Annotated in this window: 25 protein-coding genes; 24 read left to right on the plus strand and 1 reads right to left on the minus strand. The window is 41.1% G+C overall.

All coding sequences use genetic code 11. The features are described from left to right. The first annotated feature begins 91 nt into the window (after positions 1-91). Complete coding sequence (locus tag GOM48_RS04025) at positions 92-367, plus strand: HU family DNA-binding protein (protein ID WP_001284636.1); 276 nt, start codon at positions 92-94, stop codon at positions 365-367. Between the two features lie 130 nt (positions 368-497). On the opposite strand, the gene GOM48_RS04030 is transcribed toward GOM48_RS04025, so the two are convergent. After that, the gene (locus GOM48_RS04030) at positions 498-1,484 is read right to left on the minus strand and encodes an L-lactate dehydrogenase (RefSeq protein ID WP_000204721.1); all 987 of its coding nucleotides are present in this window, start codon (positions 1,482-1,484) and stop codon (positions 498-500) included. Between the two features lie 193 nt (positions 1,485-1,677). Between GOM48_RS04030 and gyrA the strand changes: the two genes are divergently transcribed. The 23 genes from gyrA to dprA all read left to right on the plus strand — a co-directional run bounded on the left by gyrA (position 1,678) and on the right by dprA (position 23,142). Next, the gene (gene gyrA, locus GOM48_RS04035) at positions 1,678-4,146 is read left to right on the plus strand and encodes a DNA gyrase subunit A (RefSeq protein ID WP_235098506.1); all 2,469 of its coding nucleotides are present in this window, start codon (positions 1,678-1,680) and stop codon (positions 4,144-4,146) included. Then, entirely contained in the window at positions 4,146-4,883 is a 738-nt protein-coding gene (locus GOM48_RS04040; protein ID WP_235098508.1) for a class A sortase, read from the plus strand. Before gyrA ends, GOM48_RS04040 begins: the two co-directional genes overlap by 1 nt. Before the next feature lie 73 nt (positions 4,884-4,956). Continuing rightward, positions 4,957-5,373 (plus strand): hypothetical protein, encoded by a 417-nt coding sequence (locus GOM48_RS04045; RefSeq protein ID WP_235098510.1) that lies wholly within the window; start codon positions 4,957-4,959, stop codon positions 5,371-5,373. 26 nt (positions 5,374-5,399) lie between these two features. Next, positions 5,400-6,029, plus strand: a complete 630-nt coding sequence (locus tag GOM48_RS04050) for a hypothetical protein (protein WP_235098512.1) — start codon at positions 5,400-5,402, stop codon at positions 6,027-6,029. 131 nt (positions 6,030-6,160) lie between these two features. Beyond that, positions 6,161-6,301: a hypothetical protein gene (locus GOM48_RS04055; RefSeq protein WP_235098514.1), complete on the plus strand. Its 141-nt coding sequence runs from the start codon at positions 6,161-6,163 to the stop codon at positions 6,299-6,301. Between the two features lie 100 nt (positions 6,302-6,401). Beyond that, entirely contained in the window at positions 6,402-6,743 is a 342-nt protein-coding gene (locus tag GOM48_RS04060; RefSeq protein ID WP_235098516.1) for a hypothetical protein, read from the plus strand. 122 nt (positions 6,744-6,865) lie between these two features. Continuing rightward, complete coding sequence (locus GOM48_RS04065) at positions 6,866-7,213, plus strand: hypothetical protein (protein WP_235098518.1); 348 nt, start codon at positions 6,866-6,868, stop codon at positions 7,211-7,213. A 125-nt stretch (positions 7,214-7,338) separates the two neighbouring features. Beyond that, complete coding sequence (locus tag GOM48_RS04070) at positions 7,339-8,136, plus strand: formate/nitrite transporter family protein (protein WP_125425682.1); 798 nt, start codon at positions 7,339-7,341, stop codon at positions 8,134-8,136. A gap of 150 nt (positions 8,137-8,286) precedes the next feature. Then, positions 8,287-9,567 carry an O-acetylhomoserine aminocarboxypropyltransferase/cysteine synthase family protein gene (locus GOM48_RS04075; protein WP_235098736.1) on the plus strand — a complete coding sequence of 427 codons (1,281 nt, stop codon included), beginning with the start codon at positions 8,287-8,289 and terminating at the stop codon, positions 9,565-9,567. 94 nt (positions 9,568-9,661) lie between these two features. Further along, positions 9,662-10,936, plus strand: a complete 1,275-nt coding sequence (locus GOM48_RS04080; RefSeq protein ID WP_235098520.1) for a DUF2130 domain-containing protein — start codon at positions 9,662-9,664, stop codon at positions 10,934-10,936. Positions 10,937-10,942: 6 nt separating this feature from the next. Continuing rightward, positions 10,943-11,854, plus strand: a complete 912-nt coding sequence (locus GOM48_RS04085; protein ID WP_235098522.1) for a hypothetical protein — start codon at positions 10,943-10,945, stop codon at positions 11,852-11,854. Between the two features lie 104 nt (positions 11,855-11,958). Continuing rightward, entirely contained in the window at positions 11,959-12,318 is a 360-nt protein-coding gene (locus GOM48_RS04090) for an SdpI family protein (RefSeq protein WP_225901023.1), read from the plus strand. Between the two features lie 110 nt (positions 12,319-12,428). After that, positions 12,429-13,307, plus strand: coding sequence for a tRNA pseudouridine(55) synthase TruB (gene truB / locus GOM48_RS04095; RefSeq protein ID WP_235098737.1), 879 nt, complete (start codon positions 12,429-12,431; stop codon positions 13,305-13,307). 112 nt (positions 13,308-13,419) lie between these two features. After that, the gene (udk, locus tag GOM48_RS04100) at positions 13,420-14,058 is read left to right on the plus strand and encodes a uridine kinase (RefSeq protein ID WP_001181370.1); all 639 of its coding nucleotides are present in this window, start codon (positions 13,420-13,422) and stop codon (positions 14,056-14,058) included. Between the two features lie 128 nt (positions 14,059-14,186). After that, positions 14,187-15,527 carry an exodeoxyribonuclease VII large subunit gene (gene xseA, locus GOM48_RS04105; RefSeq protein WP_125416002.1) on the plus strand — a complete coding sequence of 447 codons (1,341 nt, stop codon included), beginning with the start codon at positions 14,187-14,189 and terminating at the stop codon, positions 15,525-15,527. Beyond that, positions 15,505-15,717: an exodeoxyribonuclease VII small subunit gene (locus GOM48_RS04110; protein WP_125415999.1), complete on the plus strand. Its 213-nt coding sequence runs from the start codon at positions 15,505-15,507 to the stop codon at positions 15,715-15,717. The genes xseA and GOM48_RS04110 overlap by 23 nt, the downstream gene beginning before the upstream one ends. Further along, on the plus strand, positions 15,714-16,589 hold the full coding sequence (locus GOM48_RS04115) for a polyprenyl synthetase family protein (protein WP_125415996.1): 876 nt from the start codon (positions 15,714-15,716) through the stop codon (positions 16,587-16,589). Before GOM48_RS04110 ends, GOM48_RS04115 begins: the two co-directional genes overlap by 4 nt. Continuing rightward, positions 16,582-17,397 carry a TlyA family RNA methyltransferase gene (locus GOM48_RS04120; protein ID WP_125415993.1) on the plus strand — a complete coding sequence of 272 codons (816 nt, stop codon included), beginning with the start codon at positions 16,582-16,584 and terminating at the stop codon, positions 17,395-17,397. The genes GOM48_RS04115 and GOM48_RS04120 overlap by 8 nt, the downstream gene beginning before the upstream one ends. Further along, positions 17,390-17,821: an arginine repressor gene (locus GOM48_RS04125; protein ID WP_125415990.1), complete on the plus strand. Its 432-nt coding sequence runs from the start codon at positions 17,390-17,392 to the stop codon at positions 17,819-17,821. The genes GOM48_RS04120 and GOM48_RS04125 overlap by 8 nt, the downstream gene beginning before the upstream one ends. A 6-nt stretch (positions 17,822-17,827) precedes the next feature. Further along, a complete protein-coding gene (gene recN, locus GOM48_RS04130) occupies positions 17,828-19,495 on the plus strand; it encodes a DNA repair protein RecN (protein ID WP_235098524.1) in 1,668 nt (555 codons plus the stop codon). A 1-nt stretch (position 19,496) separates the two neighbouring features. Further along, entirely contained in the window at positions 19,497-20,225 is a 729-nt protein-coding gene (locus tag GOM48_RS04135) for a metallophosphoesterase family protein (RefSeq protein WP_235098526.1), read from the plus strand. A gap of 78 nt (positions 20,226-20,303) precedes the next feature. Further along, positions 20,304-22,127: a translation elongation factor 4 gene (gene lepA, locus GOM48_RS04140; protein WP_125399597.1), complete on the plus strand. Its 1,824-nt coding sequence runs from the start codon at positions 20,304-20,306 to the stop codon at positions 22,125-22,127. Positions 22,128-22,293: 166 nt separating this feature from the next. Beyond that, positions 22,294-23,142, plus strand: coding sequence for a DNA-processing protein DprA (gene dprA, locus GOM48_RS04145; RefSeq protein ID WP_235098528.1), 849 nt, complete (start codon positions 22,294-22,296; stop codon positions 23,140-23,142). Positions 23,143-23,201 lie beyond the last annotated feature (59 nt).

Raw genomic sequence — 23,201 nt, forward strand, 5'->3', positions numbered from 1 at the left:
CGTTAGAAATAGCGTTTTTGACTTGACCTGTGGGCAATTTTAGGATATGATTATATTTGTTAATTAGAAATTATTTGGAGGAATTATTAACATGGCAAACAAACAAGATTTGATCGCTAAAGTAGCAGAAGCTACAGAATTGACTAAGAAAGATTCAGCAGCAGCAGTTGATGCTGTATTTGCAGCAGTAACTGAATACCTTGCAGCTGGTGAAAAAGTTCAATTGATCGGTTTTGGTAACTTTGAAGTTCGTGAGCGTGCTGCACGTAAAGGTCGCAACCCACAAACTGGTAAAGAAATCAAAATCGCAGCTTCTAAAGTTCCAGCATTCAAAGCTGGTAAAGCTCTTAAAGACGCTGTTAAATAATGAATTTAGAAAAAGCCTATTGTATCAAGCTTCATTGCTTGGTTGATAGGCTTTTTTGTTTTGGAAAATATGATTTTATCGTTCTGTGCAAAAAGAAAAAGGCTCCCATGAAATGAGAACCTTCTTTTAATTAGTTTTTAGAAGCTGCTTGGAAATCAGGGTTTTTCCATGCTTCATCAATGATTGCTTGCAATTCTTTAGCAGATGCTTGCATTTTTTGAGTTTCCGCATCGTTCAATGGGATGTTTACTGGACGAACGATACCGTGTGCACCAACAACAGCTGGTTGACCGATAAAGACGTTTTTAACACCGTATTGACCTTCTTGGAATACAGAAAGTGGAAGTACTGCATTTTCGTCATCAAGAATTGCTTTTGTGATACGAGCAAGTGCTACGGCGATACCGTAGTATGTAGCTCCTTTTTTGTTGATGATTGTGTAAGCAGCATCACGAACACCTTCGAACAATTCAATCAATTCAGCTTCTTGAACGTTTTGAGTGTCTTTAAGGAATTCTTCAAGGTTTACACCAGCGATGTTGGCGTGTGACCAAACGGCAAATTCAGAATCTCCGTGTTCACCCATGATGTAGGCGTGAACTGAACGAGCATCAACATCCAATTTTTCAGCAAGTGCTTGACGGAAACGAGCTGAGTCAAGTGAAGTACCTGAACCGATAACGCGTTCTTTAGGGAATCCAGAGAATTTCCAAGTTGAGTAAGTCAAAACGTCAACTGGGTTAGCCGCAACAAGGAAAATACCATCAAAACCTGATTCAACAACTTGTGTTACGATTGATTTGTTGATAGCTAAGTTTTTACCTACAAGGTCAAGACGAGTTTCACCTGGTTTTTGAGGAGCACCTGCAGTGATAACAACAAGGTCAGCGTCTGCACAGTCAGAGTATTGTGCAGCGTAGATTTTTTTAGGTGAAGTGAAGGCAAGGGCGTGGCTAAGGTCAAGCGCATCACCAACAGCTTTTTCGTGTAATTGTGGAATTTCGATAATTCCAAGCTCTTGTGCAATTCCTTGGTTAACAAGTGCGAAAGCGTAAGATGAACCTACGGCACCGTCACCAACAAGGATCACTTTTTTGTGTTGTTTAGTTGAAGTCATTATCTAAACATCTCCTTCATTTTTTTTAGGGGAATCCCCAGACACTTTCATTCTATCACTTTTAAAAAGCTTTGTCACGAATATTCTATTCGGTTATTGATGTAAACGTTTTAGTAGTTTCGGAAGCCTGAAATAAAGGACATTTTATGGTATAATATATCTAATTACTAATAGTGAAATGAGGCATTTATTAATGCAGGATAAAAATTTAGTGAATGTCAATCTGACAAAGGAGATGAAGACCAGCTTTATCGATTACGCCATGAGTGTTATCGTAGCGCGGGCCCTTCCTGATGTTCGAGATGGCTTGAAGCCTGTTCACCGCCGTATTCTTTACGGAATGAATGAATTAGGTGTTACTCCAGACAAACCTCATAAAAAATCAGCCCGTATTACAGGGGATGTTATGGGTAAATACCACCCGCACGGAGATTCCTCAATTTACGAAGCCATGGTTCGTATGGCTCAGTGGTGGAGCTACCGTTACATGCTTGTGGATGGGCATGGAAACTTTGGTTCTATGGATGGAGACGGTGCTGCCGCGCAGCGGTACACTGAGGCACGTATGAGCAAGATTGCTCTTGAAATGCTTCGTGATATCAATAAAAACACCGTTGATTTCGTAGACAACTACGATGCTAACGAACGTGAGCCCTTGGTCTTGCCAGCTCGTTTTCCAAACCTTTTGGTCAATGGGGCAACTGGGATTGCCGTAGGGATGGCTACCAATATTCCACCTCACAACTTAGGAGAGACCATTGATGCAGTGAAGTTGGTTATGGATAATCCTGAAGTGACGACTAAGGACTTGATGGAAGTCTTGCCTGGTCCAGATTTTCCAACTGGTGCTCTTGTTATGGGGAAATCAGGGATTCATAAGGCCTATGAGACTGGTAAAGGTTCCATTGTCCTTCGTTCTCGTACAGAGATTGAAACCACTAAGACGGGTCGCGAACGGATTGTTGTAACGGAATTCCCTTACATGGTCAATAAAACCAAGGTGCATGAACATATTGTTCGTTTGGTTCAGGAAAAACGCCTTGAGGGCATTACAGCCGTACGTGATGAGTCCAACCGTGAAGGGGTTCGCTTTGTGATAGAGGTCAAGCGCGACGCATCTGCCAACGTTATCCTTAACAATCTCTTCAAGATGACCCAGATGCAAACCAATTTTGGTTTCAACATGCTGGCGATTCAAAATGGCGTGCCAAAAATCTTGTCCCTTCGTCAAATCTTGGATGCTTATATCGAGCACCAAAAAGAAGTGGTTGTTCGCCGTACTCGTTTTGACAAGGAAAAAGCAGAAGCGCGTGCGCACATCTTAGAAGGTCTTTTAATTGCACTAGACCATATCGATGAAGTGATTCGTATTATCCGTGCTAGTGAAACGGATGCGGAAGCGCAAGCTGAGTTGATGAGCAAGTTTAAGCTTTCTGAACGTCAAAGTCAGGCAATCCTTGATATGCGTCTTCGTCGTTTGACAGGATTGGAACGTGATAAGATTCAGTCTGAATATGATGAATTGATTGCCTTGATTGCAGATTTGGCTGATATTCTTGCCAAACCTGAGCGTGTGGCGCAAATTATCAAAGAAGAATTGGACGAAGTCAAACGCAAGTTTGGCGACAAGCGTCGTACAGAGTTGATGATCGGAGAAGTCTTAACTCTTGAAGATGAAGATTTGATTGAAGAAACGGATGTCTTGATTACTCTCTCTAACAAGGGATACATCAAACGTCTGGACCAAGGTGAGTTCACTGCCCAAAAACGAGGTGGGCGTGGAGTCCAAGGTACGGGAGTTAAGGATGATGACTTTGTGCGTGAGTTGGTTTCAACCAGCACCCATGATCATTTGCTCTTCTTTACGAATAAAGGGCGCGTATATCGACTGAAAGGTTATGAAATTCCTGAATATGGTCGTACAGCCAAGGGCTTGCCAGTTGTCAATCTTTTGAAGTTGGACGAGGGTGAAAGCATTCAGACCATTATCAATGTTGAGTCTGAACGTAGTGATGATGCCTATCTCTTCTTTACAACTCGTCACGGTATTGTGAAGAGAACCAGTGTCAAAGAGTTCGCTAATATTCGTCAAAATGGGCTGAAGGCCTTGAATCTCAAGGATGAAGATGAACTAATTAATGTCTTGCTGACAGAAGAAGACACGGATATTATCATTGGTACCAAGTTTGGTTATGCTGTTCGTTTTAATCAGTCAGCTGTTCGTGGAATGAGTCGAATTGCCACAGGTGTCCGAGGAGTTAACCTTCGTGAAGGAGATACTGTAGTTGGTGCTAGTGTCATCACTGACCAGGACGAGGTCCTTATCATCACTGAAAAAGGATACGGTAAACGTACCCTAGCTACAGAATATCCTACTAAAGGCCGTGGTGGTAAAGGGATGAAAACAGCCAATGTTGCTGAGAAAAATGGTCCTCTTGCAGGTCTCCTCACTGTTAAAGGTGATGAAGACCTGATGATTATCACCGATACAGGTGTCATGATTCGAACAAATGTTGCCAATATTTCACAAACAGGACGCTCAACTATGGGAGTTAAGGTGATGCGTCTGGATCAGGATGCTAAGATTGTGACCTTTACAACGGTTGCCGCGGCAGAAAAAGAAGAAGTTGGGACTGAAATTGAAACAGAGAGTGAAGTATAATGTCTGAAAAAAATAGTAAAAAGAAACGTAGGAACCTGCTGACCAATATCCTAGCAGTCTTTCTCATCCTCTTGTCCTTGGTCTTGATTTTTAATTCAACGATTCGAAACATGTTTATGGTTTGGAATACTAATAAATATCAAGTCAGTCAGGTCACTAAGGAAAAGATTGAAGAGAATAAAGAGACAGAGGGAAATTTCGATTTTGATTCTGTCAAATCTATTTCATCGGAAGCGGTATTAGCCGCCCAGTGGGATGCTCAGCAACTTCCAGTTATCGGAGGAATTGCCATTCCTGAAGTAGAGATTAACCTGCCTATTTTTAAAGGTTTGGATAATGTAAACTTGTTCTACGGAGCAGGGACCATGAAAGCAAATCAGAAAATGGGGGAAGGCAACTATTCTCTAGCCAGCCACCATATCTTTACTGCTGAAAATGCGAGTCAGATGCTCTTTTCGCCTTTGGTCAATGCCAAAGCGGGGATGAAAATCTATCTGACTGATAAAGATAAAGTATACACCTATGAGATTCGTGAGGTGAAGCACGTAACGCCTGATCGCGTTGATGAAATTGAAGACCGTGATGGTATCAAAGAAATCACATTGGTGACCTGTGTCGACTATGATGCGACAGAGCGGATTATTGTTAAAGGTGATTTTAAAGAAGTTAAAGCTTATTCTGAAACATCTGATGATATCCTTAGTGCCTTCAATAAACCATACAAACAACGTTATTAACCTCAAAAACCAGTGAATTGTATTTTTCACTGGTTTTTGTCAAATAGAACCGTCAGTCAAAGGAGAATAATGCATGTTCGAATATTTTTGGATTGGTATGAAAACGTTGTGGGAAAGTCCTGTTTTTAGTTTTGCCTTTTACTTATTAGCCTCTATTCTTTTACTAATCTTTTGGCGACGTTTTATAATTGTCCGTCGTAGTGGTGGTGATTTTTTTGCCCCGTTTCACATTGCCAATGGGAGATTTTATATTCACAATGCTTTTGTATTTGTGAAGAGAATCATTCCGCTGAATAACATCAGAAGGATTGAAGTCAAATATATTCGAAGTGTCAAATTGAATGGGGCAAGGTATCATGTGTGTATTGAACAGAAAGACAGAAAGCCCCTATCGTTTTTCTGTGGCAAATCAAAACAGAATGATCTCCTTGTGAAGAATCTAAAGAATGAAACTAAAAACTACCATATTAGAATTGTAATAGATGGATAAGTGTTTAGTTTAAGAAAGGAATGATCATGGATAAGCTACAAGAAGTCAGAGAAAATGAACAGTTAAGGACCTTACTGATGACTGAATGTGATATTTATTTTTATGACAAGATAAGTGAAGTCCAGTTTTCAGGGAACAATGAGGAATACTCTCTTGCCTGTAAGGCTTTTGCTCAAGACGGTAGTGGGGGAGAATATGTTTTTCTCGAAGATAACAGCATAGGCTTTATCGGAAGTGAGGGCCAAGTGGGGAGAGTAGCAGAAAGTCTGGATGACTTACTGACATTCCTACTTCACGCAGGTTGTATTTCGGATTTTAGCTGTCGGTATCTTTATCAGAACACAGACTTATTGAAAGCATTTTGTAGGGGCTATGTGTCTAAAATTCGAGAAAGTTATCAGGCTAAGCAGGAGAATTGGGATCAAGTACGAAGAGATATGGCGCAAAATCTATCACTTGATTTCAATCCTGAAAAACTAGAAGAAGTAGCCATGGCATTTTATCAAGCGGCGACAAGGGAGCCTGTCTTTTCCTGTAAGTATATAGACGGTGAAGAAGAGTATACCTGCGATTCAGTCTTGTCGGACATTGTGGGCTTGTGGACGACAGAACTTGTAGGCATGAGTAGAGAAGAAATTGAAAACTATAAAATTTGATAATGTATGATACTCGCAAGATGAACATTCAACTTTAATGGTATCTTTTCAATGTGAAAGGAAACTGGTCAGTAGGTTGAAAGATTTATTGTAATAAACCGAAGGATGTCTAGTATAAGAGAGGATAGATAATGAGTCAGTTAAGAGAAAAGTCTTTAGTTACGCTCAAAGAAGACATAACAAGTAGTTTTCCATTTGACAAGGATCTTCCTGTGATATTCTTGGGAGAAATTGCCAATATGGCTGGACACGGAATCTTCATAGGAAAATAGGGGAAGTCTTATTTTGGATATCATATTTCACATTTTAGAGAACTAAGTGAAGATGAGATATAGGACTTTCGCAGTAGGAAAAATAGATGAGGAGTTGAGAATGAATAATCAGATTGACTTGGTACTTCCAAACCTATACGCAGAATTCTTGAGTAAAATTGACAAGGTAGGAGAGTTTGTAATAGAGAATACAGGTATCACCTTATATTCGAGGTTAGATTTGCTAGAAAGAAACTCCACCTACCAAATAGAAGAGTGGGAACCTGATTTTTTCCTGATTGGGCAAGAGGGGGATGTCGCTTTTTTTATAAAGAAAGATTCTGACGACACTATTTATATGAATGATTTGGGGGCATTAGGTTCACTGGAAATGAAACCCATATCTTTGAATATTTTCGAGTTTGTGCAACAAGCGAGTGAACATTATGATGATATCTTCTAATCATTGCAAGTGTTGTTATTTTATCGTACGCGTGTGTGGAAGACATTTTTATGAAATTATTTGAACATTTTGATTAATGTTACTAAATTTTTAGTAAATGATAATGATTTGGAGAGTGAACAATGAATTTTGATGAGAGTTTACAGCAATACACTTATGAACATGAGGGAGTGACCTTTGTTTGGGACGAAGAGCCTGATTGTGACTTTATAGATAAAGTTGAACTGTTATCAAAAAATTATCAGGAAAATCTCAATAGAATTATCAACTTCATGCTAGCTGATCTTAAGGAAATGTATGGAGAAGTCAGCGAGGAAGATGTGAAGAACAAGCTGGGGAAACCTATCATTGACTACAATCAAGGAACAGTTAGTTATTGTGAGCAAACCTTCGATGACTGGCACCCATTTGAGTTTGAATTTTGGGATGATCAATTTGAAACATTGAAATGTTTTTCTGTTAATGGGTAAAGGAGAGATTTATGGAATTCCCCCAATGCCTTGATTTTCTTTGTAGAAAACGTATACAAGAAAGGCTTTTCAAAATGCGTGCTTTATGTTATAATATTCACAAATAAAAGTTTTAGGAGTTTTTTATGGTCTCTTCAGAATTTATCTCAAAGATTGAATTTGCTTGCAAGAAGAAAGAAGGTCTTTATAGCCAAAGCAAATTCAAGTATGCGATTCGTTCCATGTTTGCAGGTGCCTTTCTTACATTTAGTACGGCTGCAGGTGCAGTTGGGGCTGACTTGATTAATAAGATCGCTCCAGGTAGTGGACGTTTTCTTTTCCCATTCGTTTTTGCTTGGGGATTGGCTTACATTGTTTTCTTAAATGCTGAGTTGGTAACTTCCAACATGATGTTTTTGACTGCTGGTAGTTTCTTGAAAAAAATCTCTTGGAGAAAAACAGCTGAGATTTTACTTTACTGTACCTTGTTCAATATCATAGGAGCTTTGATAGCAGGTTGGGGATTTGCTCACTCAGCAGCCTACGCAAATCTGACACATGACAGCTTCATTTCAGGAGTTGTTGAGATGAAATTAGGCCGTTCCAATGAATTAGTCTTACTTGAAGGTATTTTAGCAAACGTCTTTGTAAACATTGCCATTCTCTCCTTTGTTTTGGTGAAAGATGGTGGGGCTAAACTTTGGCTTGTCTTATCAGCAATTTACATGTTTGTATTCTTAACAAACGAACACATTGCTGCGAACTTTGCTTCTTTTGCGATTGTTAAGTTCAGTGTTGCAGCAGATTCAATTGCTAACTTTGACATACCTAATATTCTTCGTCACTGGGGTGTAACCTTTGTCGGAAACTTTATCGGAGGAGGTCTCTTGATGGGCTTGCCTTACGCCTTCCTCAATAAAAACGAAGATACTTATGTCGATTAAAGAAATGAGCACGAGTGAATCGTGCTTTTTTGTTTGATGTGTAAGACTAGTCATAGTTGTTCCTTATATCAAAATATAGAAAAACGGTATTGGAAAAGACTAGCCCAAGATGATACAATATCCCTAATGAAGCTATTTGGAGGTCGTCATATGACTCGTGATTTTAAATTTGAAACTCTACAATTACATGCTGGGCAAGTAGTTGATCCAGCAACTAAGTCTCGTGCAGTACCGATTTATCAAACAACATCCTTCGTTTTTGATGACACGCAAGAAGGTGCCGATCTGTTTGCCTTGAGAAAACCAGGGAACATTTATACTCGTATTACCAACCCTACAACAGCGGCATTTGAAGAAAGAATCGCTGCTCTTGAAGGTGGTGTTGGAGCCCTTGCAACAGCATCAGGTATGGCTGCTGTAACCTACACTATTTTGGCGCTTGCTCACGCAGGTGACCATGTGGTGGCTGCGTCAACTATTTACGGTGGGACCTTCAATCTCTTGAAAGAAACCCTTCCTCGTTATGGGATTACAACAACCTTTGTCGATGTGGATAATTTGGAAGAAGTAGAAGCAGCTATCAATGACAATACCAAGCTTGTCTTGATTGAAACCTTGGGGAACCCCTTGATTAACATTCCTGACTTGGAAAAATTGGCTGAGATTGCGCATAAACACCAGATTCCTCTCGTTTCGGACAATACTTTTGCCACACCATATTTGATTAACGTCTTTTCTCACGGTGTAGATATTGCCATTCACTCAGCAACTAAGTTTATCGGTGGGCATGGTACGACTATTGGAGGAGTGATTGTCGACAGTGGTCGTTTTGACTGGGCAGCTTCAGGTAAATTCCCTCAATTTGTTGAGGAAGACCCAAGTTACCATAACTTGAGCTATACTCGTGATGTTGGGGCAGCAGCCTTTATTATCGCCGTTCGTGTTCAATTACTTCGTGATACTGGTGCGGCCTTGTCGCCATTTAATGCCTTTCTCTTGCTTCAAGGTCTTGAAACTCTCTCTCTTCGTGTTGAACGCCATGTGCAAAATGCAGAGAAAATTGTTGATTTCCTTGTCAACCATCCTAAGGTTGAAAAAGTTAATTATCCAAAACTTCCAGATAGTCCTTACCATGCTTTGGCTGAGAAATATTTGCCAAAAGGTGTGGGTTCAATCTTTACCTTCCATGTCAAAGGTGGAGAAGCAGAAGCTCGCAAGGTGATTGATAATTTGGAAATCTTCTCTGACCTTGCAAACGTAGCGGATGCCAAATCTCTTGTTGTCCATCCCGCAACAACCACTCACGGTCAGTTGTCAGAAAAAGATCTAGAAGCAGCAGGTGTCACACCAAACCAAATCCGTTTGTCTATCGGTCTTGAAAATGTAGAGGATTTGATTGAAGATTTGCGCTTGGCCTTGGAAAAAATTTAAAGTAAAAGATATAAACAGTGGGTTTCGACTCACTGTTTTTGATTTTCCCTTAGGCATGATATAATGGTTACAGAAGTCTAGAAAGAGGAACGATATGAACGAAATCAAATGTCCCAACTGTGGGGAAGTCTTTACAGTAAATGAAAGTCAGTATGCCGAACTTTTATCCCAAGTGAGAACTGTTGAGTTTGATAAGGAATTGCACGAGCGAATGAAGCAGGAGCTGGCCTTGGCTGAGCAGAAGGCTATGAATGAACAACAGGCAAAACTAGCTCAAAAAGACCAAGAAATTGCACAATTGCAGAGTCAAATCCAAAACTTTGATACAGAGAAAGAACTGGCTAAGAAAGAGGTTGAACAGTCAAGTCATGAGGCTCTCTTAGCCAAGGACAAGGAAGTTCAGGCCTTGGAAAACCAATTGGCTACCTTGCGCTTGGAGCATGAAAACCAACTGCAAAAGACCCTTTCTGACTTAGAAAAAGAACGCGATCAGGTCAAAAACCAGCTCCTCTTGCAAGAAAAGGAAAATGAGTTGTCTTTGGCTTCTGTTAAGCAAAATTACGAAGCCCAGCTTAAGGCAGCCAGTGAACAAGTCGAATTCTACAAGAATTTCAAAGCTCAACAATCCACAAAAGCTATCGGTGAAAGTTTGGAACAATATGCAGAGAGTGAGTTTAACAAGGTTCGTAGTTTTGCCTTTCCAAATGCCTACTTTGAGAAGGATAACAAGGTTTCTGCGCGTGGTTCTAAGGGGGACTTTATCTTCCGTGAATGTGATGAAAATGGTATCGAAATCATTTCCATCATGTTTGAGATGAAAAATGAAGCGGACGGGACAGAGAAGAAGCATAAGAATGTGGATTTTTACAAGGAATTAGACAAGGACCGTCGGGAGAAGAACTGTGAATATGCGGTTCTGGTGACCATGCTTGAGGCCGATAACGATTACTTTAATACAGGAATTGTTGACGTCAGCCACGAGTATGAGAAAATGTACGTCGTCCGTCCCCAGTTCTTTATCCAGTTGATTGGTCTTTTGCGAAATGCTGCGCTTAATTCTTTGAAATATAAGCAAGAGTTGGCCTTGGTTCGCGAGCAAAATATCGATATTACACATTTTGAGGAAGATTTGGACGCCTTTAAGCAAGCCTTTACTAAGAACTACAACTCCGCTTCGACCAACTTTGGTAAAGCTATTGATGAAATTGACAAGGCTATCAAACGCATGGAAGAGGTCAAGAAGTTCCTGACCACATCTGAAAACCAACTCCGCCTCGCAAACAATAAATTGGAAGATGTCTCAGTTAAAAAATTGACCCGAAAAAATCCAACCATGAAAGCGAAATTTGAAGCGCCGAAGGGGGAGTAGAAAGCAGTGGAAAATGAATTATTAGTATTGAATACTGAAGAAGTAAATGAGTCCGAAAATTTAAACTATGATGAGTTAGAAGAACTGTTAGAACAGCAATTTACAATGGAGTTTTCTAATCTTGAAAAATTAGAACTAGAATGTAAAGAAATTAGTTCACCGGATAAATTAGGGGATGTTATTTTAGATGAAATTTGGAATCAATTTGCGAATCAAATTGGTTTGGATATGACAAGTGACACGCTCCTTAAACAGTATAATGACATGCATCCTAATGGTTATACAAAAAAAGAGGGTGCTACAATAATGGGTGATAAAAGGTATACTGATGCAAATAATGCTATGAAAGAAAAACAAAAATCTGGAAATTTAAAGGATGAATATACTGGAAAAACTTTAAAATTAAATGAAAACGCAAATTTGGATCACGTTGTAGCACGTAAACAAATTTTTGAAAATTCTTGGAGAAAGATTGCTGATATAGATACTGCTGATTTAGCAAATAAAAAGGAAAATTTTGCAGCAACTAATGAATCACTTAATAAAAGTAAAGGTGCAAAATCTAATAGCGAGTATATAAAGGATAGAGAAGTAAGAGAAAAAAATCTAAAAGAACAAGTTGAAAGAGCTAATAAAAAAATTGACAAGAAGGATATTTCAGATTCCGAAAAACGAAATCTTAAAGCTATAAACGAAAAAAGATTAAATGATAAATACATTTTGCATGATTCTGCAAAAGAAACATTAAAAAAATATTTAGAATTACATAGTAACAATCCTGAAAATAAAAATGCAAATGGGCGATTTGTAAGAAATGTATTTGATAGGATAGCACGTTCTAGCGCACGTGTAAAAAAATGCTACAAAGTCAAATTGAGCAATTGCGCGATGATTTTGAGCGTGAACGTACTCAACTAGTGGATCAAATCGATCAAAAAGACAAGCAGATTGCTAACATGATCGGAATCTATCATTTAGAGGTAAAAGTAATGGAGGGAATTTAAATGGGATTTAGGATATTCATGCTAATCGTAGTTTTACTTATTCCGTTAACTATGCTTTTATTTGGCTGGCTATTTTTCAGGAGAACACCGAAAGAAATCAATTATGTATTCGGATACCGAACAAAAAGGTCCATGAGGAATGAAGAAACATGGAAGTTTGCGAATCAATATTTTGGGAAAGTATGGTATCTTTGCGGACTACTTTCAGCACCTCTCTCCGTGATTGCCATGGCCATTGTTTTTGAAAAGGGAACGGAGACAATGAGTACTGTTGGCTTTATTATCACGATGATTCAGACAATCCCTTTAGTTGGCGCGATGATTTCAACAGAGATTGCATTGAAGAAAAACTTTGATGAAAACGGGAGAAGGAAATAAACGAGGTATATCCATCACTAGAAGAAAAGCAGCAAATCTTTTGTTACAAAAGATAATTACATTACAATTCTTGAAGAAGATATTTCATGAATGAAATCAGAAAGCAACACATGAACGGTATTATCAACTTAAAAAAAGAAGCGGGGATGACCTCGCATGATGCGGTTTTTAAGCTGCGTAAGATTTTGGGAACCAAGAAAATTGGTCATGGTGGGACCTTGGATCCAGATGTGGTCGGGGTTTTGCCGATTGCGGTGGGCAAGGCGACACGCATGGTCGAGTTTATGCAGGATCAGGGCAAGGTCTATGAGGGGGAAATCACTCTTGGTTATTCAACGACGACTGAGGATGCCAGTGGAGAAGTGGTCGCAGAGACCCCTGTTTTGTCGCCCTTAGATGAAATCATTGTCGACGAAGCGATTGCGAGTTTGACTGGCCCTATTACTCAGATTCCGCCTATGTATTCGGCTGTCAAGGTCAATGGTTGTAAGCTCTATGAGTATGCGCGTGCTGGTCAGGAAGTGGAGCGTCCAGAACGTCAGGTGACCATTTATCAATTTGAGAGGACAAGTCCGATTTCTTATGATGGTCATCTTGCACGATTCACTTTTCGTGTAAAATGCAGCAAGGGGACTTATATCCGTACCTTGTCAGTTGACTTGGGAGAGAAGCTGGGTTATGCAGCTCATATGTCCCATCTGACACGGACCAGTGCTGCAGGTTTACAACTGGAGGATGCTCTTACCTTGGAAGAAATTGCTGAAAAAGTGGAGGCTGGCAAACTGGACTTTCTCCATCCTCTAGAGATTGGAATAGGGAATCTTGTCAAAGTTTTCCTAAGTCCAGAAGAGGCTACAGAAGTGCGCTTTGGTCGTTTTATCGAGTTAGAACAAACAGACAAAGAATTGGCTGCCTTTGAAGGTGATAAATTGCTAGCCATTTTAGAAAAACGAGGCAATCTCTATAAGCCAAGGAAGGTTTTTGTCTAGTTTAACTAGATTGTGGGGATGGATTTGTTTCCCCTAGACTATCCAAATCAGACTATAAATTTTGCAAAAAATGTGATAGAATAGACGACGGATAAAAAAAATGGAGGATAGCATGCAAAATAGACCAATCATTATCGGAGTGACAGGTGGTTCTGGTGGTGGTAAGACCAGTGTTTCAAGAGCCATTTTATCTCACTTTCCTGATGAAAAGATTTCCATGATTGAGCATGATTCATACTACAAGGATCAGTCTCATTTGACCTTTGAAGAGCGTGTCAAAACCAACTACGATCATCCATTTGCCTTTGATACAGACTTGATGATTGAGCAGATTAAGGAATTGTTGGCAGGGCGTCCGGTGGACATCCCAACTTATGACTATACAGCGCATACACGGAGTAGCAAGACCTATCGTCAGGAGCCTCAGGATGTCTTTATCGTTGAGGGGATTCTGGTCTTGGAGGACAAGCGCTTGCGCGATTTGATGGACATCAAGATTTTTGTGGATACGGATGATGATGTGCGCATTATTCGTCGTATCAAGCGTGATATGGAAGAGCGTGGTCGTAGTCTGGATAGTGTGATTGACCAATATCTTGGTGTGGTAAAACCTATGTACCACCAGTTTATCGAGCCGACCAAACGATATGCTGATATCGTCATTCCTGAAGGAGTCAGCAATACCGTTGCTATCGACCTTTTGACCACCAAAATTTCTAAGATTTTGGAAGAAGCGAGAAACAGTAAATAATCAGATGAGGAGGCCATGCCTCCTTTTTCTATTTTTCCTTTAGTTTCAGTAGGAAAAAGGTGATTTTTAAGCATGTTTTTGGTATAATAATACCCATGGAAAAGCAAGAAAATGAATAGTAGGTGGAGATGGAAAAGTATTTATCGGTAACAACTTTGACCAAGTATCTGAAAATGAAATTCGATAAAGACCCTTACTTGGAACGGGTCTATTTAACTGGTCAAGTTTCCAACTTTCGTAAACGACCTACTCACCAATATTTCTCCTTAAAAGATGACCATGCGGTTATTCAAGCGACCATCTGGTCTGGGATTTATCAGAAATTAGGTTTCGACCTCGAAGAGGGGATGAAGATCAATGTGATTGGGCGTGTGCAGGTCTATGAACCGAGCGGGAGCTACTCTATCATCATTGAGAAGGCTGAACCTGATGGAGTTGGGGCGCTCGCGATTCAGTTTGAACAACTCAAGAAAAAACTAACTGAGGAAGGCCTCTTTCAAGAACGGTTCAAGCAACCTCTTCCCCAATTTTCTAAGAGAATTGGTGTGGTGACCAGTCGCAGTGGAGCCGTTATTCGAGATATTATCACGACCGTGAGCAGACGGTTTCCTGGTATCGATATCCTTCTTTATCCGACTAAGGTACAAGGTGATGAAGCTGCGGAGGAAATTGCTCGAAATATTGCGCGTGCTAATCAACGGGACGATTTGGATTTGCTCATTATTGGTCGAGGTGGTGGTTCGATCGAGGATCTCTGGGCCTTTAACGAAGAAATTGTGGTACGGGCTATTTTTGAATCTCGTTTGCCAATCATTTCTAGTGTGGGACATGAAACGGATGTGACCTTGGCAGATTTTGTAGCGGATCGTCGGGCGGCGACACCAACAGCTGCAGCTGAACTGGCAACACCTGTAACCAAGTTGGATCTATTAGCTCATTTGCAAAATCAGGAAAAACGGATGGCAACAGCAGTTCAGAATGTCCTGTCAAGAAAAAAAGAAGCTCTGAAAAAATGCAGTCAGTCAGTCATCTTTAGACAGCCAGAGCGCTTGTATGATGGCTATTTGCAACGGTTAGACCAACTGCAACTGCGATTAAAACAAAGTTTGCGAACACGAATTTCTGATAACAACCAATTAGTCCAAGCAAGGACGCATCAACTAGTCCAATTATCGCCTGTTACCAAAATCCAGCGTTATCAAGACCGTCTAGGTCAGTTGGACAAGCTCCTACGTAGCCAAATGGCGCTAGTTTATGATGCCAAGGTTGCTGAGGTGAAGCGACTTTCAGAAGCTTTGTTGATGTTGGATACCAGTCGAATCGTGGCGCGTGGTTATGCTATTGTCAAAAAAGAAGATTCTGTTGTGGATTCAGTTGAGAGTTTGAAGAAAAAAGACCAAGTGACGCTTTTGATGCGAGATGGTCAAGTAGAATTAGAGGTTAAAGATGTCAAAACCAAAGAAATTTGAGGAAAATCTAGCAGAACTGGAGACCATTGTCCAAAGTTTAGAAAATGGTGAAATTGCTTTGGAAGATGCGATTGCTGCCTTTCAAAAGGGCATGGTCTTGTCAAAAGAGCTCCAATCGACGCTAGACAAGGCTGAAAAGACCTTGGTCAAGGTCATGCAAGAAGACGGAACAGAAAGTGATTTTGAATGAAGAAGCAAGAAAAATTAGCTCTTGTGGAGTCGGCTTTGGAAGATTTTTATGGAGACCAGCAGTTTGCTTCTAGTTTACAAGAGTCCGTTCTCTATTCCATTCATGCTGGTGGCAAGCGTATTCGCCCTTTTCTCTTGTTAGAAGTTTTGGAAGCCTTGCAAGTCGCAATCCAACCAGCTCACGCGCAGGTGGCTGCGGCTTTGGAGATGATTCATACAGGGAGCTTGATTCACGATGATCTTCCTGCCATGGATGATGATGATTACCGTCGGGGACGCTTGACCAATCACAAGAAATTTGGTGAAGCAATGGCGATTTTAGCAGGAGATGCCTTGTTCCTAGATCCCTATGCTTTGATAGCGCAGGCAGATTTGCCCAGTCAGATCAAGGTGGACTTGATTGCCAACTTATCCCTTGCTTCAGGAAGTCTGGGAATGGTTGCAGGGCAGGTTTTGGACATGGAAGGCGAACATCAGCACTTGTCTTTGGAAGAACTTCAGACCATTCATGCCAATAAAACAGGTAAGTTACTAGCTTATCCTTTCCAAGCAGCTGCTATCATAGCTGAATTAGCTCCTGAAACCCAAGCAAAACTGAAAACGGTTGGTGAATTGATCGGGCTTGCTTTTCAGGTCAGAGATGATGTGCTGGATGTGACAGCTAGTTTTGAGGAAATCGGCAAGACACCACAAAAGGACTTGCAGGCAGAAAAGTCAACCTATCCAGCCTTGTTGAGCTTGGAAGAGGCCAAGGCCTTTTGTAACCAAACTCTTGATCAAGCCGAGGATAAATTAGAAGAAATCGCCCAGCAAGTCAGCTTTGAAACAGAGCCGATTGTGAAAATAGTAGAAAGTTTGAGAATCAATGGCTAAGGAAAGAGTGGATGTACTAGCTTATAAACAGGGCTTGTTTGAAACGCGAGAACAGGCTAAACGCGGTGTCATGGCAGGTCTAGTCGTAGCAGTCCTTAATGGGGAGCGTTTTGACAAACCAGGAGAGAAAATCCCAGATGACACTGAGTTAAAACTCAAGGGTGAAAAACTCAAGTATGTCAGTCGAGGTGGTCTAAAACTGGAAAAGGCTTTGCAGGTCTTTGATTTATCAGTGGATGGCGCAACCACGATTGATATTGGGGCCTCCACTGGAGGATTTACCGACGTCATGCTTCAGAATGGTGCTAAGCTTGTCTTTGCAGTCGATGTTGGTACCAATCAGTTGGCTTGGAAATTGCGTCAAGATCCACGGGTTGTCAGTATGGAGCAGTTTAATTTCCGCTATGCTGAAAAGACTGACTTTGAGCAGGAACCAAGTTTTGCCAGTATTGATGTGAGTTTCATTTCCCTTAGTCTGATCTTACCAGCCTTGCATCGTGTGTTGGCCGAACAAGGTCAGGTGGTAGCACTTGTCAAACCTCAGTTTGAAGCTGGTCGTGAGCAAATCGGGAAAAATGGAATCATTCGCGATGCCAAGGTCCATCAACATGTCCTTGAATCAGTCACTGCCATGGCAGTTGATCAAGGTTTTTCAGTGCTTGGATTAGACTATTCACCAATCCAAGGTGGACATGGAAACATTGAATTTCTAGCATATTTGAAAAAGGAAGAGGGAGCAAGCAATCAAGTTGCCCCAGAAATAGAAAAAGTTGTAGAGAGAGCACATAGAGAATTTAAAGATGAATAAAAAAGAAAGACTTGAAAAAATTAGAAGATTTGTAACAGATTATCAAATAGGGACTCAGGAAGAAATCGTTGAGCATTTAAAAGAAGCAGGTATCTCTGCCACTCAAGCGACGGTGTCACGAGATATTAAGGAACTGGGTATCGTAAAAATTCCCTTGAAGAACAATAAATACATCTATGAATTGCCAAAAACAATTGTAAGAAGTTTGCAGTTGGCTGAGAATAACATAATAGGTTCTGAGCGCATGGGAAATATGATCAATCTGGATGTCATTCCTGGGAATACTGCCTTTGTCAAGAGTCAGCTGATGAATACTTTCTCAGAGAGAATTTTCAACTGTCTGGCAGACGACAACTCAATTTTGATTATCTTGAGAAATGAAGAAGATGCCAAGGAAATATTTGAACAAGTAAAAAATTGGTAGGTTTATATGTTACTTGAAATTTCGATAAAAAACTTTGCCATTATAGAGGCGATTTCACTCAATTTTGAAAAAGGCATGACAGTCCTAACTGGTGAAACAGGTGCTGGGAAATCGATCATCATCGATGCCATGAATATGATGTTGGGGGCTCGTGCGACGACAGATGTTATTCGTCATGGTGCTCCCAAAGCTGAGATTGAAGGGCTTTTCTCTGTTGAGAATAGCCGTTCTTTACAAGAACTCTTTGAAGAGCAAGGGTTGGAGTTGGGGGATGAGATTATCATCCGTCGTGAAATTCTTCAAAATGGGCGAAGTGTAAGTCGCGTGAATGGGCAGATGGTCAATCTTTCTGTCTTGCGCGCAATCGGCCAACATCTTGTAGATATCCATGGTCAGCATGACCAAGAGGAGTTAATGCGTCCTCAACTGCACATCCAGATGTTGGATGGGTTTGGTGATGCAGCTTTCTTGGAGTTGAAAGAGACCTATCAGACGAGTTTTGATGCCTATCGCAAAATGCGTAAACAAGTTCTTGAAGTCAAGAAAAACCAGCAGGAACACAAGTCTCGCATTGAGATGTTGGAATTTCAAATGGCAGAGATTGAAGCAGCAAACTTGCAGGCTGGTGAAGACTTGGCTCTCAACAAAGAACGAGATAAACTCCTAAACCACAAGAATATAGCAGATACCTTGACAAATGCTTACTCTATGTTGGACAATGAGGAATTCTCCAGTCTTGCCAATGTGCGTTCGGCCATGAATGACATGGAAAGTGTCGAAGAATATGACCCTGAATACCGTGAAATTTCAAGTTCTCTATCAGAGACCTACTATGTTCTAGAAGATATTACCAAGCGTTTGGAAGATATTATTGAAGATCTAGATTTTGATGGTAATCGCCTCATGCAGGTTGAAAATCGCTTAGATCTTCTGAATACTATTACCCGCAAGTACGGTGGGACTGTGGACGATGTTTTGCTTTATTTTGCTAAGATTACGGATGAGTACAATCTCTTGACAGGTAATAATTTTTCTTCCGAAGACATGGAAGCAGAGCTCAAAAAATTGGAAGTCGATCTTGTCGATTTGGCAGGTCAGCTTGCATCTGCTCGTCATAACTTAGCCCAGCAGCTTGAAGCTGAGATTAAGCAAGAATTGCAAGACCTCTATATGGAGAAAGCACAGTTCCAGGTTCGCTTTAGTAAGGGCAAATTCAGTCGAGAAGGTAATGAAATGGTCGAGTTTTACATTTCGACCAACCCTGGTGAAGACTTTAAGCCTTTGGTTAAGGTTGCGTCTGGTGGGGAATTATCCCGTCTCATGTTGGCTATCAAGTCTGCCTTTTCTCGTAAGGAAGGTAAGACCAGTATTGTCTTTGATGAGGTGGATACGGGAGTCTCAGGTCGTGTGGCCCAAGCCATTGCTCAAAAGATTCATAAGATTGGCCAGCATGGTCAGGTTTTAGCTATTTCTCACCTTCCACAAGTGATTGCCATCGCGGATTATCAATTCTTCATTGAAAAGATTAGCGATGAACACTCAACTGTTTCGACTGTTCGTCTCTTGACTTTAGAAGAGCGAGTAGAGGAAGTAGCTAAGATGTTGGCTGGGGAGAATGTAACAGAAGCGGCCCTTACCCAAGCCAGAGAATTATTGCAAACGAGGGAGAAGTAAGATGACAGACTATTATGTAATTGGAGATGTTCACGGGAAAGCAGGTATGCTAGAAGATCTGCTCAAAACCTGGGATGGTCAAACTCAGTTGCTCTTTCTAGGGGATTTGATTGATCGAGGTGAAGATAGTCGCCGTGTTTTAGAAATGGTCAAGGATTTAGTTGACAATCATGGAGCTATCTGTCTATCAGGAAACCACGAGTATATGTTTCTGACTTGGCTCGATGATCCAGAAGAAAGCTATGACCATTATCGTCGCAATGGTGGAGACACAACCATTAACTCAATCCTAGGACGTCCTTTGGATGCACCAGTTGATGGCGTAGAAGATGCCAAACGGGTTGCGACAGAAGCAGCGGATTTGGTCGAATTTATCCGCCAAATGCCATTTGTGGTAGAGACAGACAAGTATATCTTTGTTCATGCGGGTATTGATTTGACCTTGGATGACTGGCATGAAACGACTGATTACAAGAAAGTCTGGCTCAGAAAACCATTCCACGAAGCGGCCAATCATACAGGAAAAACCATTGTCTTTGGGCATACACCGGTTTATGGTTTGCTCAAGCAAGACCGAGGTACTGCTGAGCTTTGGATGACAGAAGATGGCAAGATTGGCATGGATGGAGGAGCTGTCTATGGTGGTGTCCTTCATGGAATCGTCTTTACAGACCAAGGAATGACAGAACACCACTTTATCGAAAATGATGGTTTTATTGCCGAAGATTAGTACTCCTAGCAGGGTATGGTCTTGTCAAAATGTTAAAAACAATTTATAATTAATAGATACCCTGAAAGGAAGAGCATCATGAACTTAGAAGAATTAAAGAAACGACAGGAGAAGATTCGAAACTTCTCTATTATCGCCCATATTGACCACGGGAAGTCAACGCTGGCAGACCGCATTTTGGAAAAGACTGAGACGGTTTCTAGTCGTGAAATGCAGGCTCAACTTTTGGATAGTATGGATCTAGAGCGGGAACGTGGGATTACCATTAAGTTGAATGCCATCGAGCTGAATTATACTGCGAAAGATGGGGAGACCTATATTTTCCACTTGATTGACACACCGGGGCACGTGGACTTTACCTATGAAGTGTCGCGTTCGCTAGCAGCCTGTGAAGGGGCGATTTTGGTGGTCGATGCGGCCCAAGGGATTGAAGCGCAAACTCTTGCCAACGTTTATCTAGCCTTGGATAATGATTTGGAAATCTTGCCCGTCATTAACAAGATTGACCTACCAGCAGCTGATCCAGAGCGCGTTCGTACAGAGATTGAGGATGTCATTGGACTGGATGCCAGTGAAGCTGTCTTAGCTTCTGCTAAGGCTGGTATTGGGATCGAAGAAATTCTTGAGCAAATCGTGGAAAAAGTGCCAGCACCAACTGGTGATGTAACGGCGCCACTCAAGGCCTTGATTTTCGACTCTGTCTACGATGCTTACCGTGGGGTTATCCTCCAAGTGCGTGTCATGGACGGAGTTGTCAAACCTGGCGATAAGATTCAGCTCATGAGCAATGGAAAGACCTTTGATGTGACGGAGGTCGGAATTTTCACTCCGAAAGCAGTAGGGCGCGATTTCCTTGCGACTGGTGATGTTGGTTATATTGCGGCTTCTATCAAGACGGTTCAAGACACTCGTGTCGGAGATACAGTGACCCTAGCAAGCAATCCTGCTGCCGACCCATTGGATGGCTATAAGCAGATGAATCCTATGGTCTTTGCAGGTCTTTATCCAATCGAATCAAACAAGTACAATGACCTTCGTGAAGCCCTTGAAAAATTGCAGCTCAACGATGCCAGTCTTCAATTTGAACCAGAAACATCGCAGGCGCTGGGATTTGGTTTCCGTTGTGGATTCCTTGGACTTCTCCATATGGATGTTATCCAAGAGCGTTTAGAGCGCGAGTTCAACATTGACCTCATCATGACAGCTCCGTCTGTTATCTATAAGGTTAACCAAACTGACGGTGAGTCTATGGATGTTTCTAACCCGTCTGAGTTTCCTGATCCGACTAAGATCGCGACCATTGAAGAACCGTATGTCAAGGCGCAAATCATGGTACCACAGGAGTTTGTTGGGGCAGTAATGGAATTGGCTCAACGCAAACGTGGGGACTTTGTGACCATGGACTATATTGATGACAATCGTGTTAATGTTATCTATCAAATCCCACTTGCTGAAATTGTCTTTGACTTCTTTGATAAGCTTAAGTCTTCGACGCGTGGTTATGCAAGCTTTGACTATGAATTGTCAGAGTACCGTCCATCTAAGCTGGTGAAAATGGATATCCTTCTCAATGGAGACAAGGTCGATGCCCTCAGCTTTATCGTTCATAAGGACTTTGCCTACGAACGTGGGAAACTCATCGTTGATAAGCTCAAGAAAATCATCCCTCGTCAACAATTTGAGGTTCCAATTCAAGCAGCAATCGGGCACAAGATTGTGGCTCGTACGGATATCAAGGCCCTTCGTAAAAACGTACTTGCCAAGTGTTATGGTGGTGACGTTTCGCGTAAACGCAAACTTCTTGAAAAACAAAAAGCTGGTAAGAAGCGTATGAAAGCCATTGGTTCTGTCGAAGTCCCTCAAGAAGCCTTCCTCAGCGTCTTGAGTATGGATGAAGAATAGAAATAAAAAACAAAACTCTTGAAGATTTCTCAAGAGTTTTTTATGTTTTTGATGAAACAAGTTATCACATACAAAAGTTGAATAAATGAAAAAAGAAGATCAACTGGTCTTCTTTTTATTATTTTTTCGAATAGATAGATGAGTAGAAAAAGAAATGGAGTTGTATATGAAGATCACAAACTATGAGATTTACAAATTGCGCAAAGCTGGACTGACCAATCAACAGATTTTAACTGTTCTTGAATATGACGAGACTGTAGATCAGGAGCTCTTGCTAGGTGATATTGCTGAAATATCTGGGTGCCGTAATCCTGCTGTCTTTATGGAACGCTATTTCCAGATAGATGATGCACAGTTGGAGAAGGAGTTCCAAAAATTTCCATCCTTTTCTATTCTTGATGACTGTTATCCTTGGGATCTGAGTGAGATTTATGATGCTCCAGCGCTCTTATTTTATAAAGGAAATCTAGACTTATTGAAATTTCCAAAGGTTGCTGTTGTAGGGAGTCGTTCATGTTCGAGTCAGGGAGCAAAGTCGGTTCAGAAAGTCATTCAAGGTTTGGAAAACGAGTTAATCGTGGTCAGTGGTTTGGCCAAAGGAATTGATACCGCTGCCCATATGGCTACACTCCAAAATGGTGGAAAAACGATTGCTGTGATTGGAACAGGATTGGATGTATTTTATCCTAAAGCCAATAAACGCTTGCAGGAGTACATTGGCAATGATCATCTGGTTCTCAGCGAATATGGACCTGGCGAGCAACCTCTGAAATTTCATTTTCCAGCTCGAAATCGTATCATAGCAGGACTTTGTCGTGGGGTTATTGTAGCAGAGGCAAGGATGCGTTCAGGCAGTCTCATCACCTGTGAGCGTGCTATGGAGGAAGGGCGCGATGCCTTTGCTATTCCAGGAAACATTTTAGATGGCCATTCAGATGGCTGTCACCACCTGATCCAAGAGGGAGCAAAACTGGTCACAAGTGGGCAAGATGTACTAGCAGAGTTTGAATTTTAAGGAGAAATGGTTCACTCAGATAAACTTTTCTTCTATACTATAGGAGTTAAGTCTTGACA

The organism is Streptococcus oralis (assembly GCF_021497885.1).
Taxonomy (GTDB): Bacteria; Bacillota; Bacilli; order Lactobacillales; family Streptococcaceae; genus Streptococcus; species Streptococcus oralis_BQ.

Bases quoted from the DNA above. Each gene is read 5' to 3' on its own strand.
- GOM48_RS04025 (WP_001284636.1), top strand. From the start codon at position 92: ATGGCAAACAAACAAGATTTGATCGCTAAAGTAGCAGAAGCTACAGAA.
- GOM48_RS04030 (WP_000204721.1), bottom strand. From the start codon at position 1,484: ATGACTTCAACTAAACAACACAAAAAAGTGATCCTTGTTGGTGACGGT.
- gyrA (WP_235098506.1), top strand. From the start codon at position 1,678: ATGCAGGATAAAAATTTAGTGAATGTCAATCTGACAAAGGAGATGAAG.
- GOM48_RS04040 (WP_235098508.1), top strand. From the start codon at position 4,146: ATGTCTGAAAAAAATAGTAAAAAGAAACGTAGGAACCTGCTGACCAAT.
- GOM48_RS04045 (WP_235098510.1), top strand. From the start codon at position 4,957: ATGTTCGAATATTTTTGGATTGGTATGAAAACGTTGTGGGAAAGTCCT.
- GOM48_RS04050 (WP_235098512.1), top strand. From the start codon at position 5,400: ATGGATAAGCTACAAGAAGTCAGAGAAAATGAACAGTTAAGGACCTTA.
- GOM48_RS04055 (WP_235098514.1), top strand. From the start codon at position 6,161: ATGAGTCAGTTAAGAGAAAAGTCTTTAGTTACGCTCAAAGAAGACATA.
- GOM48_RS04060 (WP_235098516.1), top strand. From the start codon at position 6,402: ATGAATAATCAGATTGACTTGGTACTTCCAAACCTATACGCAGAATTC.
- GOM48_RS04065 (WP_235098518.1), top strand. From the start codon at position 6,866: ATGAATTTTGATGAGAGTTTACAGCAATACACTTATGAACATGAGGGA.
- GOM48_RS04070 (WP_125425682.1), top strand. From the start codon at position 7,339: ATGGTCTCTTCAGAATTTATCTCAAAGATTGAATTTGCTTGCAAGAAG.
- GOM48_RS04075 (WP_235098736.1), top strand. From the start codon at position 8,287: ATGACTCGTGATTTTAAATTTGAAACTCTACAATTACATGCTGGGCAA.
- GOM48_RS04080 (WP_235098520.1), top strand. From the start codon at position 9,662: ATGAACGAAATCAAATGTCCCAACTGTGGGGAAGTCTTTACAGTAAAT.
- GOM48_RS04090 (WP_225901023.1), top strand. From the start codon at position 11,959: ATGCTAATCGTAGTTTTACTTATTCCGTTAACTATGCTTTTATTTGGC.
- truB (WP_235098737.1), top strand. From the start codon at position 12,429: ATGAACGGTATTATCAACTTAAAAAAAGAAGCGGGGATGACCTCGCAT.
- udk (WP_001181370.1), top strand. From the start codon at position 13,420: ATGCAAAATAGACCAATCATTATCGGAGTGACAGGTGGTTCTGGTGGT.
- xseA (WP_125416002.1), top strand. From the start codon at position 14,187: ATGGAAAAGTATTTATCGGTAACAACTTTGACCAAGTATCTGAAAATG.
- GOM48_RS04110 (WP_125415999.1), top strand. From the start codon at position 15,505: ATGTCAAAACCAAAGAAATTTGAGGAAAATCTAGCAGAACTGGAGACC.
- GOM48_RS04115 (WP_125415996.1), top strand. From the start codon at position 15,714: ATGAAGAAGCAAGAAAAATTAGCTCTTGTGGAGTCGGCTTTGGAAGAT.
- GOM48_RS04120 (WP_125415993.1), top strand. From the start codon at position 16,582: ATGGCTAAGGAAAGAGTGGATGTACTAGCTTATAAACAGGGCTTGTTT.
- GOM48_RS04125 (WP_125415990.1), top strand. From the start codon at position 17,390: ATGAATAAAAAAGAAAGACTTGAAAAAATTAGAAGATTTGTAACAGAT.
- recN (WP_235098524.1), top strand. From the start codon at position 17,828: ATGTTACTTGAAATTTCGATAAAAAACTTTGCCATTATAGAGGCGATT.
- GOM48_RS04135 (WP_235098526.1), top strand. From the start codon at position 19,497: ATGACAGACTATTATGTAATTGGAGATGTTCACGGGAAAGCAGGTATG.
- lepA (WP_125399597.1), top strand. From the start codon at position 20,304: ATGAACTTAGAAGAATTAAAGAAACGACAGGAGAAGATTCGAAACTTC.
- dprA (WP_235098528.1), top strand. From the start codon at position 22,294: ATGAAGATCACAAACTATGAGATTTACAAATTGCGCAAAGCTGGACTG.